This is a genomic window from Klebsiella sp. CN_Kp091 (genome assembly GCF_040065095.1).
GTDB classification, from domain to species: Bacteria; Pseudomonadota; Gammaproteobacteria; order Enterobacterales; family Enterobacteriaceae; genus Klebsiella; species Klebsiella aerogenes.
In genome coordinates this window covers 26249-40438 of record NZ_JBEAIO010000009.1, presented here as the reverse complement: position 1 = coordinate 40438, position 14190 = coordinate 26249, and the positions used below count along the sequence as shown (strand labels likewise).

10 protein-coding genes are annotated in these 14190 nt (G+C 54.5%); 2 read left to right on the top strand and 8 right to left on the bottom strand.

Annotation, left to right across the window (positions count from 1 at the left end; translation table 11 throughout):
* Window positions 1–78 precede the first annotated feature (78 nt).
* Window positions 79–1791 carry an assimilatory sulfite reductase (NADPH) hemoprotein subunit gene (cysI, locus tag ABLV17_RS09465; RefSeq protein WP_087858591.1) on the bottom strand — a complete coding sequence of 571 codons (1713 nt, stop codon included), beginning with the start codon at window positions 1789–1791 and terminating at the stop codon, window positions 79–81.
* Entirely contained in the window at window positions 1791–3590 is a 1800-nt protein-coding gene (cysJ, locus tag ABLV17_RS09460) for an NADPH-dependent assimilatory sulfite reductase flavoprotein subunit (RefSeq protein WP_087858592.1), read from the bottom strand. The genes cysI and cysJ overlap by 1 nt, the downstream gene beginning before the upstream one ends.
* A 317-nt stretch (window positions 3591–3907) precedes the next feature.
* On the opposite strand from cysJ, the gene queD reads away from it, so the two are divergent.
* Window positions 3908–4273 (top strand): 6-carboxytetrahydropterin synthase QueD, encoded by a 366-nt coding sequence (gene queD, locus ABLV17_RS09455; RefSeq protein ID WP_015369973.1) that lies wholly within the window; start codon window positions 3908–3910, stop codon window positions 4271–4273.
* Between the two features lie 66 nt (window positions 4274–4339).
* On the opposite strand, the gene ABLV17_RS09450 is transcribed toward queD, so the two are convergent.
* Both ABLV17_RS09450 and queE read right to left on the bottom strand, forming a co-directional pair.
* Window positions 4340–5128 carry an SDR family oxidoreductase gene (locus ABLV17_RS09450; RefSeq protein ID WP_087858593.1) on the bottom strand — a complete coding sequence of 263 codons (789 nt, stop codon included), beginning with the start codon at window positions 5126–5128 and terminating at the stop codon, window positions 4340–4342.
* 190 nt (window positions 5129–5318) lie between these two features.
* The gene (queE, locus tag ABLV17_RS09445) at window positions 5319–5990 is read right to left on the bottom strand and encodes a 7-carboxy-7-deazaguanine synthase QueE (RefSeq protein WP_348854227.1); all 672 of its coding nucleotides are present in this window, start codon (window positions 5988–5990) and stop codon (window positions 5319–5321) included.
* Between the two features lie 514 nt (window positions 5991–6504).
* Here queE and ABLV17_RS09440 point away from each other — a divergent pair.
* On the top strand, window positions 6505–7614 hold the full coding sequence (locus ABLV17_RS09440; RefSeq protein WP_087858594.1) for an SDR family oxidoreductase: 1110 nt from the start codon (window positions 6505–6507) through the stop codon (window positions 7612–7614).
* Between the two features lie 67 nt (window positions 7615–7681).
* Here ABLV17_RS09440 and eno read toward each other — a convergent pair whose 3' ends face one another.
* The 4 genes from eno to relA all read right to left on the bottom strand — a co-directional run bounded on the left by eno (window position 7682) and on the right by relA (window position 14118).
* Window positions 7682–8980, bottom strand: coding sequence for a phosphopyruvate hydratase (eno, locus tag ABLV17_RS09435; protein ID WP_015369968.1), 1299 nt, complete (start codon window positions 8978–8980; stop codon window positions 7682–7684).
* Between the two features lie 80 nt (window positions 8981–9060).
* Entirely contained in the window at window positions 9061–10698 is a 1638-nt protein-coding gene (gene pyrG / locus ABLV17_RS09430; RefSeq protein WP_015703305.1) for a glutamine hydrolyzing CTP synthase, read from the bottom strand.
* A 279-nt stretch (window positions 10699–10977) separates the two neighbouring features.
* The gene (gene mazG, locus ABLV17_RS09425) at window positions 10978–11769 is read right to left on the bottom strand and encodes a nucleoside triphosphate pyrophosphohydrolase (RefSeq protein ID WP_348854220.1); all 792 of its coding nucleotides are present in this window, start codon (window positions 11767–11769) and stop codon (window positions 10978–10980) included.
* 111 nt (window positions 11770–11880) lie between these two features.
* Window positions 11881–14118, bottom strand: a complete 2238-nt coding sequence (gene relA / locus ABLV17_RS09420) for a GTP diphosphokinase (RefSeq protein ID WP_047078980.1) — start codon at window positions 14116–14118, stop codon at window positions 11881–11883.
* Window positions 14119–14190: the final 72 nt, after the last annotated feature.

Sequence of the window (14190 nt, the reverse complement as noted above, 5' to 3'; positions counted from 1 at the left end):
CTGATGGCGCTTCGCTTATCAGGCCTACGCGAACGGTAGGCCTGATAAGGCATTCATGCCGCTATCCGGCAATTCAGGTTATTCCCAGAAATCACGCGCCGGGTCGAGCACCGGGCGAATGATGCCCGCACGCACCGTAAAGTCGCCGAAGCCTTCACCCGCTTCGCGCTCTTTCGCCCAGCGCCCAACCAGCTCATCGAGCGAGGCCAGGATCTCCGGCTCGGTGATATTTTCGCGATACATCCGTGGGATGCGCGTCCCGCTGCGGTTGCCGCCGATATGCAGGTTATAGCGGCCAGGCGCTTTACCCACCAGGCCAACTTCCGCCAGCATCGCGCGGCCGCAGCCGTTCGGGCAACCCGTGACGCGGGTTACAATATGCTCATCACCGACGCCGTGCTGACTCATCACCTCTTCGACCTTGTCGATAAATGACGGCAGGAAACGTTCAGCTTCGGCCATCGCTAACGGACAGGTCGGGAACGACACGCAGGCCATTGAGTTCTCACGCTGCGCCGTGACGGCATTCATCAGGCCATGATCGCGCGCCAGTTTCTCAATCCGCGCTTTCTGATCTTCCGGTACGCTGGCGATGATCAGGTTCTGGTTGGCGGTGATGCGGAATTCACCTTTGTGAATCTTCGCGATCTCCAGCAGGCCAGTTTTCAGCGGGCGGCCCGGATAATCCAGAATACGACCGTTCTCAATAAACAGCGTCAGGTGCCAGTTATTATCGATACCCTTAACCCAGCCGATGCGGTCGCCGCGGCCGGTAAACTCGTACGGACGAATCGGTTCGAATTTGATCCCGGCACGACGCTCAACTTCCGCCTTGAAGGTCTCCACGCCGACGCGCTCAAGGGTATATTTGGTTTTCGCGTTTTTACGATCGGTACGATTACCCCAGTCGCGCTGGGTGGTCACGACCGCTTCCGCCACCGCCAGGGTGTGCTCCAGCGGCAGATAGCCGAACTCGCTGGCGGTACGCGCATAGGTTTTCTTATTACCGTGCTCGATAGACAACCCGCCGCCCACCAGCAGGTTAAAGCCGACCAGCTTACCGTTTTCCGCAATCGCCACGAAGTTCATGTCATTGGCGTGCAGATCGATATCGTTCTGCGGCGGGATCACCACCGTCGTTTTGAATTTACGCGGCAGATAGGTCTGGCCGAGGATCGGTTCCTCGTCGGTAGTGGCGACCTTTTCCTGATCCAACCAGATCTCAGCATAGGCGCGGGTACGCGGTAACAGATGCTCGGAGATCTTCTTCGCCCACTCGTAGGCTTCGGCGTGCAGCTGCGACTCAAACGGGTTCGAGGTGCACAGCACGTTGCGGTTCATGTCGTTGGCGGTCGCCAGCGCGTCCAGCCCAACAGAGTGCAGCATCTGATGCACCGGCTTCACATTCTTCTTCAGAATACCGTGGAACTGGAAGGTCTGACGGTTAGTGAGGCGAATACTGCCGTAGATGGTGTTATCCGCGGCGAATTTATCAATCGCCTGCCACTGTTTGGTGGTGATAACGCCGCCCGGCAGACGGCAGCGCAGCAGCATCGCGTGGCGCGGCTCCAGTTTCTGCGCCGCGCGTTCCGCGCGAATATCGCGGTCGTCCTGCTGGTACATGCCGTGAAAGCGGATGAGCAGGAAGTTGTCGCCTTTAAAACCGCCGGTCAGGCCGTCATTTAAATCTTCCGCAATGGTGCCGCGCAGGTAGTTGCTCTCGATCTTCATACGCTCGGCGTCGGAGAGTTTACCTTCGACCACCAGCGGGCCTGGATGTTTTTCGCTCATTAGTAGACATCTCGCTGATAACGGCGCTCAACGCGCAGCTCACTTAAAAATTCGTCCGCCGCTTCGGCGTCCATCGCGCCGTATTCGGCAATCACTTCCAGTAACGCCTGCTCGACGTCTTTCGCCATTCGATTGGCATCGCCGCAGACATAAATATGGGCGCCGTCGTTAATCCAACGCCACACTTCAGCCCCCTGCTCGCGCAGTTTGTCCTGTACATAGACTTTTTGTTGTTGATCGCGAGACCAGGCCAGGTCGATTCGGCTCAGCACGCCCTCTTTGACGTAGCTCTGCCATTCCACCTGATAAAGGAAATCTTCCGTGAAGTGCGGATTGCCGAAGAACAACCAGTTCTTCCCTTCCGCCCCTTCCGCTGCGCGCTGCTGCATAAAGGCGCGGAACGGCGCGATACCGGTTCCAGGGCCAATCATGATAACCGGCGTTTGCGGGTTAGCAGGCAGACGGAAGTTGTCATTGTGTTCGATAAAGATGCGCACTTCGCCATCTTCTTCCACGCGGTCAGCGAGGAAGCTGGACGCGCCGCCGGCGCGAGCACGGCCTTCAATGTCATACCGCACGACGCCAACGGTCACGTGGACTTCGTTTTCCGCTTCCGCCTGCGAAGAAGCAATCGAGTAGAGGCGCGGCGTTAGCGGGCGCAGCAGGCCGATTAAGGCTTCGGCATCCAACTGTGCCGGCGAGAAGCGCACCATATCGACGATAGGCGTCGTCGCGGCGTAGTGCTGCAACTGCGCTTTATCGCCGACCAGCGGCAGCAGCGTTTCGCTGCGGGTCAGGGTGGCATAGTTCTCAACAATATTGGCGGTATTGACCGTCAGCTCAAAATGCCACTCCAGCGCTTGCGCCAGCGGCAGCGTTTTGCCTTCTACCGTGACCGGTTCATCACCCTTAAGCCACAGCAGCTCCACCAGCTCTTTGACCAGCACCGGATCGTTCTGATACCACACGCCTAGCGCATCTCCCGGCTGATAACGCAGGCCGGAATCACCCAGATCGATCTCGATATGACGGACGTCTTTTTCCGAATCGCGACCGGTTATTTTCTGATTCACAGCAAGCGTCGCCGTCAGCGGCGCTTCTTTGGTATACGGACTGGTATGAATTTCATTCACTGCGCCGCTGGTCGCAAGCTGGGCCGGCGCTGCCGTCGGCGCACGCGCTTTCAGCACATCCACTACGCGAGCGCGCCATTCCGCCGCCGCGGCTTGATATTCAACGTCGGCGTCAACGCGATCGAGCAGGCGTTCGCCGCCCAGTTCGGCCAGTTTGCTATCGAAATCTTTGCCGGACTGGCAGAAAAACTCATAGGAGGTATCGCCGAGACCAAACACCGCGAAGGCGGTGCCATCGAGCTTCGGCGCTTTCTTTGAAAACAGGAACTTATGCAATGCGACGGCTTCTTCCGGCGGCTCACCTTCACCCTGAGTCGACGTCACCACGACCAGCAGTTTTTCACCGGCGATTTGTTTGAATTTATAGTCGCCAGCGTTCACCAGTTTCACGTTCAGCTGCGCGGCCTGTAAATCGTCGCGCAGCGCTTCGGCAACCCGACGCGCGTTGCCGGTCTGCGAAGCGGAAATCAGGGTGATGGCCGGCGCTTCTACCGCCTGAACGGGCGCGCTTACCGCGGCGCCGGGCTGCTGATTCAGCATGCCCCAGAAGTAGCCGGACACCCAAGCCAGTTGGGTTGGCGTAAAGTCAGTCGTGGCCGCCTGTAGGCGCGCCAGTTGCTCCGGGTTTAGCGGCAGCAGATTGGAAGGTGGGGCCTGTGTCGTCATGCGTCGTTATGTTCCAGTAAGCAAAGCTGTTATTCACGCCCTGTCAGCGCGACAAAAACAGAAGAGATTGTAAGGTTAACGGCGGGCATACTAACAATTAAAGAAGGGATGGAAATATCAAATAACCAAATGGACTAACCTGTTTTAGTTATAGTTATTAACAACAAAAGCGATTAGTTAACCAATTGAAAAACAATAGATTAAATCATCAAAACACCACAAAAACGGCGATTTTGCGTTCAGGGCCGTTTTAGTTAATGCTAAAAAATGTACTTTCCGGTACCCTACGGCGGTTTTTTTCGTCCTGTTGAGAGTTAATGATGTCCACCACGCTGTTTAAAGATTTCACCTTCGAAGCCGCCCACCACCTGCCGCACGTACCGAAAGGCCACAAATGCGGTCGCCTGCATGGTCACTCTTTTATGGTGCGTCTGGAGATTACTGGTGAAGTCGATCCCCATACCGGGTGGATCATGGATTTCGCCGAGCTGAAAGCCGCGTTTAAACCGACCTACGATCGTTTAGACCACTATTACCTGAACGATATCCCAGGACTGGAGAACCCAACCAGCGAAGTGCTGGCCAAATGGATTTGGGATCAAATGAAACCGCTGGTTCCTCTGCTGAGCGCGGTAATGGTAAAAGAGACCTGCACCGCAGGCTGCGTCTATCGCGGCGAGTAATTCCCTGCCTTATCCGCCATCGGGCTGCTGCCATGGCGGTTTTCTATTTCATCAACACCGTGTGAATCAGCGCACCAGATAGCCGCCATCCACCGCCAGAATATGACCGTTAACGTAATCCGAGGCCCGGCTGGCGAGGAAAACAACGGCGCCCATTAAATCCTGCGCTTCTCCCCAACGGCCTGCGGGTATATGCGCCAACACGCGTCTGTTTTCCTTTGGGATACTGCGGGTGATAGCGGTCATGGCGGTTTCATAATAGCCCGGCGCGATGCCGTTAACCTGAATATTATGCGGGCCCAGCTCATCGCAGTAGGCTTTGGTTAAGCCAGCCAGCGCATGCTTGGTGGCGGCATAGGCCGGCGACCAGCTGCCGCCGAGATAAGAAAACACCGAGCAGATATTAATAATCTTACCGCTTCGCCGCGGAACCATAATTTTCGCGGCTTCGTGGCTAAGCTCAAACGCTGCCGTCAGGTTAGTCTCGATCATCGGATCCCAGTCTGTGCGACCAAAGCGCAGCACCTTATTCAACTGGCAAATACCGGCATTATTCACCAAAACATCAACGGTACCGAAACGCTCGCAGCAGGCGGCGATAATACGCTGTGGCATACCGCCATCGGTGATATCCGCCAGCATGAATTCCATCTCAACGCCCTGCTGTTCGATAAGTTCTCGGGTTTGAGCGTGTTCTTCGCGCAGAGCAGGAATAAACAGATTCGCGCCGGCGGTCGCCAGGGCGACGGCAAAGGCCTGCCCCAGGCCGCTATTGCCGCCGGTAACGATAGCGGTTTTCCCTTTGAGCGAGAAGAAGTCCATAGAGAAGGCCGTGGGTGGATCAATTAGCTGCATGGTTAACTCGTTCCTTAAGTCAACGTATCAGCCGCCCGCCTCAGGCGGCTGAATTAACGCGCCAATGATAGCATTGCTGTCATTGGCGCGTATCTCAACACCATGCTGAAGTCGAGGGTTAAGATGAATTCATATATGAAGAAGAGAGCTGCCGGGCGGTGAGCACCCTACCCGGCAAAGAAAGCGGGGGTCAGGCGATGTTCAGATATTTATGCGTCTGCATGGATAACCGCCAGTTTCGGGCGATACAGGTCTCAATGCACAGCCGCGTGGCGTCTTCCTTTTGGCTAATCGGCTGTAATGCAATAATTCGCGGCTTTTCATCAGCCAGCGTTTCCAGCAGCTCATCAAGCGCTTCGATATCACGCACGCGGCCAACCGGATGCTTGATTTCATCAGCACGCTGCAGCGCCTGCGACAGCACATCGTAGCCGCCGCGCATGTTCACTTTTGGCGAAACCGTGACCCAGGTATTGTGGCTGCAGCGGACTTCATGCGTGCCGCTGGTTTCAATCTGACAGCTGAAACCATTTTGCTCAAGCAACTCTGTCAACGGCGTGAGATCGTGAATACAGGGCTCGCCGCCGGTAATCACGACATGTCGGGCGGTCCATCCCTGACGGCCAATGATCGCCAGCAGATCGTCGCTGGTCGCCGGGCCCCATTTATCGCTCTCTTTGGTTTTAGCGAGGATACTAAATAGAGACACTTCCCGATCGGCCAGCATATCCCAGGTATGTTTGGTATCGCACCAGGCGCAACCAACCGGGCATCCCTGCAAACGAATAAAAATGGCAGGCACGCCGGTAAAGTAACCCTCGCCTTGCAAGGTCTGGAACATCTCGTTAATCGGGTACTGCATAGTCATCTCTGTTCAGGTGGTAAAAAGGTATTATCGCAGATTCAGGCGCTCAGGTCTTGTCCTCAGCTGCGCTTACCAGAGCCCATTGTCAACCGGGTGCAAGCCCTCTTTTTATATTAGTTAGCAAACTATGAAATAAGCACAAAATGTATTTACGATACATTGAGTATTATTTTAGCATGCATCGCGTCCAGTCATTAAGCCGCGCATTGATAACTTTCTTGCGACGTATCTTCTCGCGGATAAAGATGTAACAAAGAATGTTTTTCATGACCGTAACGGTCGTTATTTATTGCTGCTCAAACGAATAAAAAGAAACTATTAATCAAAGATGTACAAACCGATACATGAAACAATGAATCTTTTATCTACGCTCAGGGTCAAATTCAATTCACTTGATTTCCATTGCTTAAAATAAGCTTAAGAAACCGATTATTGCCGCCTGTTTTTATTTAATCTCCGTTTAATTTTCCGCGCCTAGAATCCAGTCGACCAACCATGAGAGACTGCATTCATGAATACATTATTAATTACAGGCGTTACCGGATTTCTGGGCGGAGCGGTATTAGAGAATATCCTTAATAATGAAAATGGGATTAATCTACTGCTCCTGGTGCGAGCCAATAACGATGAAGCGGCTCTGACCCGGGTGAAGGAAAACCTGCGTAAATTCAATATTGCAGAGGAGAAGCTGGCCGCATTAACCACCCGGCAGATCCTGCTCGGCGATTTGTCATCCCCGGAGGCATTTCTGGACGACCCCCGTCTGGAGCGGGTTACTCACGTTATCAACAGCGCTGCCGTTGCCTCATTTGGCAATAACCCGCTCATCTGGAAAGTAAATGTCGAAGGAACGTTCAAATTTGCTCAACGAATGTCCCGCGTGGCAGGACTAAAGCGTTTTCTCCACGTCGGGACCGCGATGTCCTGTACCCCGGAGCCAGATTCACTGGTCGCAGAAAGCGCTGAATTCCGCGAGCACGCCGAGCATCTGGTGGAGTATACGCACTCCAAATCGACCATTGAGCGCCTGATGCAGGAGCAGTGTCCGACGTTGCCGTTAATTATCGCCCGCCCTTCTATCGTCGTTGGTCATACTCATCACGGCTGCCAGCCCTCCAGCAGCATTTTTTGGGTGTTCAGCATGGGGCTGATGCTGCAAAAATTCCTTTGTTCAATGGAAGACCGCGTTGACGTCATCCCGGTCGACTACTGTGCCGACGCGCTGCTGATGTTATTACAACGCCCGCTGGCGCGCGGTGAAGTGGTGCATATCTCCGCCGGTGAAGAGAATAGCGTCAAGTTTGCGGAAATCGATCGCGCGATGGCCTCGGCGCTGGAGCAAGCCCCGGTAGGCGACCGATACGCGCAGGTCAGCTATGAGACGCTGGTAAAAATGCGCCGCGAGTTGAAGGATATTTTTGGCCCGTGCAACGAGCGCTTAATGCTTAAAGCGATGCGCCTGTATGGCGCCTTTGCGACGCTTAACGTCCGCTTCAGCAATGATAAACTGCTCAGCATGGGCATGCCCAAACCGCCGCGTTTCACCGATTATATCGACCGCTGCGTACAAACCACCCGCGGGCTTTCTATCCCGCAGCAAATGGCCGTCGATTTTAAGTAAACACGATGCGCAGGTAAAAAAAATGCCAGTCCGCAGACTGGCATTTTTATTTCACAAAAAGTCAGGATTACGCCTGGCCTTTGATCTCTTTACGACCGTTGTACGGCGCTTTTTCACCCAGAGCTTCTTCGATACGAATCAGCTGGTTGTATTTAGCAACGCGGTCAGAACGGCTCATAGAACCAGTTTTGATCTGGCCTGCAGCGGTACCAACAGCCAGGTCAGCGATGGTAGCGTCTTCAGTTTCGCCAGAACGGTGAGAGATGACAGCGGTGTAGCCAGCGTCTTTCGCCATCTTGATTGCAGCCAGAGTTTCGGTCAGAGAACCGATCTGGTTGAATTTGATCAGGATGGAGTTAGCGATGCCTTTTTCGATGCCTTCTTTCAGGATCTTGGTGTTGGTTACGAACAGATCGTCACCAACCAGCTGGATTTTGTCGCCCAGTACTTTGGTCTGGTATGCGAAACCGTCCCAGTCAGACTCGTCCAGACCATCTTCGATGGACACGATCGGGTACTGTTTGGTCAGTTCTTCCAGGAAGTGGGTGAATTCTTCAGAGGTGAAAGCTTTGTTGCCTTCGCCAGCCAGAACGTATTTACCGTCTTTGTAGAATTCAGAAGCTGCGCAGTCCATCGCCAGAGTGATGTCTTTGCCCAGTTCGTAGCCTGCTGCTTTAACCGCTTCAGCGATAACAGCCAGCGCTTCAGCGTTGGAACCCAGGTTCGGCGCGTAGCCGCCTTCGTCACCAACTGCAGTGTTCATGCCTTTGGACTTCAGAACTTTCGCCAGGTGATGGAACACTTCAGAACCCATACGTACGGCTTCTTTCAGAGTCGGCGCGCCAACCGGCTGAATCATGAATTCCTGGATGTCGACGTTGTTGTCAGCGTGCTCACCGCCGTTGATGATGTTCATCATCGGAACCGGCATAGAATATTTGCCCGGAGTGCCGTTCAGTTCAGCAATGTGTTCGAACAGCGGCTGGCCTTTAGAAGCAGCAGCTGCTTTGGCGTTCGCCAGGGATACCGCCAGGATTGCGTTCGCACCGAAGTTGGATTTGTTTTCAGTACCGTCCAGGTCGATCATGATCTTATCGATGCCAGCTTGATCTTTAGCATCTTTACCCAGGACTGCCTGAGCGATCGGGCCGTTTACCGCAGCAACAGCTTTGGTTACGCCTTTACCCAGGAAACGGGATTTGTCGCCATCGCGCAGTTCCAGCGCTTCGCGGGAACCAGTAGAAGCACCTGACGGAGCAGCTGCCATACCGACGAAACCACCTTCCAGGTGTACTTCGGCTTCAACAGTCGGGTTACCACGGGAGTCGATGATTTCACGACCGATGACTTTAACGATTTTGGACATTAGGTTTTCCTCAGTACAAGTTAAACTAAAACTCCAGACAAACAATGCACCCAATTGGGTGCATTGCCGTTCTAACTCTTTTACTTCGCCTGACGCTTCTGGTACTCGCTCGCGGCTTTCACAAAGCCTGCAAACAGCGGGTGGCCGTCACGCGGCGTCGAAGTAAACTCCGGGTGGAACTGGCAGGCCACAAACCACGGATGGTTCGGCACTTCGATGATCTCGACCAACTGATCATCCCCGGAACGGCCCGCAACGCGCAGGCCGGCAGCTTCAATCGGTTTCAACAACATGTTGTTGACTTCGTAGCGGTGACGATGGCGCTCGGTGATTGTCGGCTCACCGTACAGCTGGCGAACCAGAGAATCATCACCCAGCTGGCACTGCTGCGCGCCAAGGCGCATGGTGCCGCCGAGGTCGCTCTTCTCGGAACGCACCTCAACGTTGCCTTCTTCGTCACGCCATTCGGTAATCAGCGCCACCACCGGGTACTTACAGTCTGGCACAAATTCCGTAGAGTTGGCGTTTTCCATGCCCGCTACGTTGCGCGCGAACTCAATCAGCGCAACCTGCATACCCAGGCAGATGCCCAGATATGGAATATTGTTCTCACGCGCATAGCGCGCGGTGGCGATCTTGCCTTCAACGCCGCGGTAGCCGAAGCCGCCCGGGATGAGGATCGCGTCCAAATCTTTGAGGATTTCGACGCCGCGCGTTTCAACATCCTGCGAATCAATAAGCTTGATGTTGACGGTCACGCGGTTTTTCAGACCACCGTGTTTCAGCGCTTCAATCACCGATTTGTAGGCATCCGGCAGTTCAATGTACTTACCGACCATACCAATGGTGACTTCGCCTGCCGGGTTAGCTTCTTCATAGATTACCTGTTCCCATTCGGCCAGGTTTGCTTCCGGACAAGTTAAGCTGAATCGTTTACAAATATAATCGTCCAGACCCTGAGATTTCAACAGGCCTGGAATTTTATAAATGGAATCGACGTCTTTCAGAGAAATCACAGCCTTTTCCGGGACGTTACAGAACAATGCAATTTTTGCACGTTCGTTGGCCGGAACCGCGCGATCGGAGCGGCAAATCAGGATATCAGGCTGGATACCGATGGAGAGCAGCTCTTTTACAGAGTGCTGAGTCGGTTTAGTTTTGACTTCACCCGCCGCCGCCATGTATGGCACCAGGGTCAAGTGCATGAACAGGGTATGCTCACGGCCGATTTCTACCGCCATCTGGCGAATAGCTTCGAGGAACGGCAGGGATTCGATATCGCCTACGGTACCGCCGATTTCAACCAGCACCACGTCATGGCCTTCGCCGCCAGCCAGTACGCGCTCTTTGATGGCGTTGGTGATGTGCGGGATAACCTGTACGGTTGCGCCGAGATAGTCGCCACGGCGCTCTTTACGCAGAACGTCGGAGTAGATACGACCGGTAGTGAAGTTGTTGCGGCGAGTCATCTTGGTACGGATGAAACGCTCGTAGTGACCCAGGTCCAGATCGGTTTCAGCGCCGTCTTCAGTAACGAACACTTCCCCGTGCTGGATTGGGCTCATGGTGCCCGGATCGACGTTGATGTACGGATCCAGTTTCATGATAGTTACGTTGAGCCCACGGGCTTCAAGAATGGCTGCCAGGGAAGCTGCGGCAATGCCTTTACCCAGAGAGGATACGACCCCGCCGGTCACAAAAATATAGTTCGTTGTCATGCTGAACCTGAGAAGTTAGGGTAAAACGATGGAATAACCAGGACGGGAAAGTAGTATACCCGAACATGCGTGACGCCACAAACTTTCATTCTCCCCTCCTCTTCTTTCTACCAGCCGCACCTGCGTTGCGACTCGAACAACTCGAAGAGGCAGGCTACATGGTGTTTCAACAACATAACGGAATGAGAAAATAGCCGCTTTTGGCGAAATGTTTTTGACGTAAATCAAGCGCTTGTTATTTATAAAATCACACAAATAGCGCTTGATCACGAAAACTCGTTAGAGATCAGTTTCCTGGCGTTTTACTTCCTGCCACACTTCTTCCATGGTTTCGAGGTCAACGCCGGTCATTTCCAGGCCTCTGGCGGCGACAATACGCTCAACTTCGCGAAAGCGGCGCTCAAATTTGAGGTTCGCTTTCTGCAATGCGACCTCGGCTTTTACCCCTAAATGGCGGGATAAATTCACCGTGGCGAACAGCAGGTCGCCCACTTCTTCCTCGAGTTTAGCTTCATCAACCACCGCCTGCTGCGCTTCATGCATGACTTCATCTATCTCTTCATGCACTTTATCGAGCACCGGGCCAAGCGAGGTCCAGTCAAAGCCCACCGCCGAGCAGCGACGCTGAATTTTATGCGCGCGCATCAGCGCCGGCAGGCTATGCGGAATATCATCCAGCGCCGAGTGTTGCGCCTTTTCCGCTCTCTCCGCGTTCTTGATCTGCTCCCAGCGCGCCAGCACTTCCGCACTGTTCCCTGCTGAAGCATCGCCAAAGATATGCGGATGACGACGTTCCAGTTTGTCGCTGATGGCGGCGCAGATATCGTTGAAATCAAAACGCCCTTCTTCCTGCGCCATCTGCGCATAGAACACCACCTGGAATAACAGATCGCCAAGCTCGCCGCGCAGATCGTCAAAATCTTCGCGCGCAATGGCGTCCAGCACTTCATAGGTCTCTTCAAGGGTGTAAGGGGCAATCGTGGCAAAGGTCTGTTCTTTATCCCACGGGCAGCCGTTTTCCGGGTCGCGCAGGCGGCGCATGATGCCGAGCAAGCGGTCAATTTGAGTCATGTGACAATCCTGGAAATTTAAAAAAAGGTAGGCCGGATAAGGCATTGATACCTTATCCGACGTTACGAAATTGCCGGATGGCGGCTTCGCCTTATCCGGACTACGGACGAATTAACCGCCGTGCAGACGACGCGCGTCGATGACATCCGGCACCTGGTTCAGCTTGCCGAGCACCCGGCCCAACACCTGCAGGTTGTAGATTTCAATGGTCATATCGATGGTCGCCAGCTGCTGTTTGGTGTCGCTGCGGCTGGCCACGCCCAGCACGTTCACCTTCTCGTTGGCAAGAATAGTGGTAATGTCGCGCAGCAGGCCGCTGCGGTCGTTGGCGACCACGCGCACCACCAGCGAATATCCCGCCGAATAGCTCTCGCCCCATACCGCATCAACGATACGTTCCGGCGCGTGAGACTGCAGCTCAGCCAGCTGATCGCAGTCGGCGCGGTGCACCGAGATCCCGCGCCCCTGGGTGATGAAGCCGACGATTTCGTCACCGGGAATCGGCTGGCAGCAGCGGGCGATGTGATGCATCAGATTGCCAACGCCCTCAACCACCACCCGGCCATTGTCTTTGCTGCGGTTCTGCGGGGTATAGGTTTTCTGCTGCAGCTGCTTCAGCGCGGCCGCATCCTGCTCAGCGGCGCTCGGTTTGTTGAACTGCGCCTGCAGGAAGTTGACCATCTGATTAAGGCGAATGTCCCCGCCGCCGATAGCCGCCAGCAGTTCATCCAGTTCATTAAAGTTGTAGCGCGGCAGCAGATGTTTCTCGGCATCCTTCAGGCTGATGCCCAGATGCTCGAGCTCATCGTCAAGGATCTGCCGCCCGGCGAGAATGTTCTTGTCGCGATCCTGTTTACGGAACCAGGCGTGAATTTTTGAGCGCCCGCGGCTGGTGGTTACATAGCCGAGGTTCGGGTTCAGCCAGTCGCGGCTTGGGTTCGGTTGCTTCTGGGTGATTATCTCAATCTGATCGCCCATCTGCAGCTGATAGGTGAACGGCACAATGCGTCCGCCGATTTTGGCGCCGATGCAGCGGTGCCCGACATCGCTATGGATATGGTAGGCAAAGTCGAGCGGAGTTGAGCCCGCCGGCAGGTCAACCACGTCACCCTTCGGCGTAAACACATAGACCCGGTCGTCAAAGACCTGGCTGCGCACTTCGTCGAGCATTTCGCCGGAGTCGGCCATCTCTTCCTGCCAGGCGATCAGCTTACGCAGCCAGGCGATACGGTCTTCATGGCCGCGACCGCCGCTCGCCCCGGCGCTGGCGCCCTCTTTATACTTCCAGTGCGCCGCCACGCCGAGCTCGGCGTCTTCATGCATCTGTTTGGTGCGAATTTGGATCTCGACCGTTTTCCCGCCTGGCCCGAGCACCACGGTATGAATAGACTGGTAGCCGTTCGGCTTCGGGTTGGCGACGTAATCATCAAATTCGTCAGGCAGATGACGATAGTGAGTATGCACGATCCCCAGCGCCGCGTAGCAATCCTGTAAACGTTCGGCGACGATACGAACCGCGCGCACGTCAAACAGCTCATCAAAAGCAAGATGCTTTTTCTGCATTTTGCGCCAGATGCTATAGATATGCTTCGGACGCCCGTACACCTCAGCTTTTACGCCTTCGGTTTTCATTTCTGAACGCAGATGGCCGACAAACTCATCGATGTAATGTTCGCGGTCGATACGGCGTTCGTGCAGCAACTTAGCAATGCGCTTGTATTCGGCTGGATGCAGATAACGGAAGCAATAGTCTTCCAGCTCCCACTTCAGTTGACCTATTCCTAAGCGGTTCGCCAGCGGCGCATAGATATTGGTACACTCTTTTGCGGCCAGTACGCGCTCATCTTCGGGTTCATCTTTTACCTCACGCAGGTGAGCGATACGTTCCGCAAGCTTGATGACCACGCAGCGGAAATCATCGACCATCGCCAGCAGCATGCGGCGAATATTGTCGACCTGTTCTGAGGAGACGGTATCGGTGTGGGTGGCTTTGAGCTGGCGAATCGCCGCCATATCACGCACGCCGTGAATCAGGGTAACGACGGATTTGCCGACGCTCTCTTGCAGGACCTCTTCGCTGACAACATTGCCGTCCGCCAGCGGAAACAGTAAAGCGGCCCGCAAGGTATCGATATCCATATTGAGCATGGAGAGAATTTCTACCATCTCCACGCCACGCCATAACAGGAGATCTGCCTGCGGGTGTCCCTGCGTTGTTACGCGACAATAATCCCAGGTCTCGGCTAAGCGCTCACACGACTGCTGGCTGGAAATCCCCAGACTCGCGATCCATTTCTTCGGGTCAAACTCACCAGCTTTATTAAGATGTGCACTTCTTACCGCAACCATTGTCCTCTCCTTAAGGGACTCAGCCTACCGAAGTCAGCAAGCCATATTTTAAACCCGTCATCCTTCAGTCCA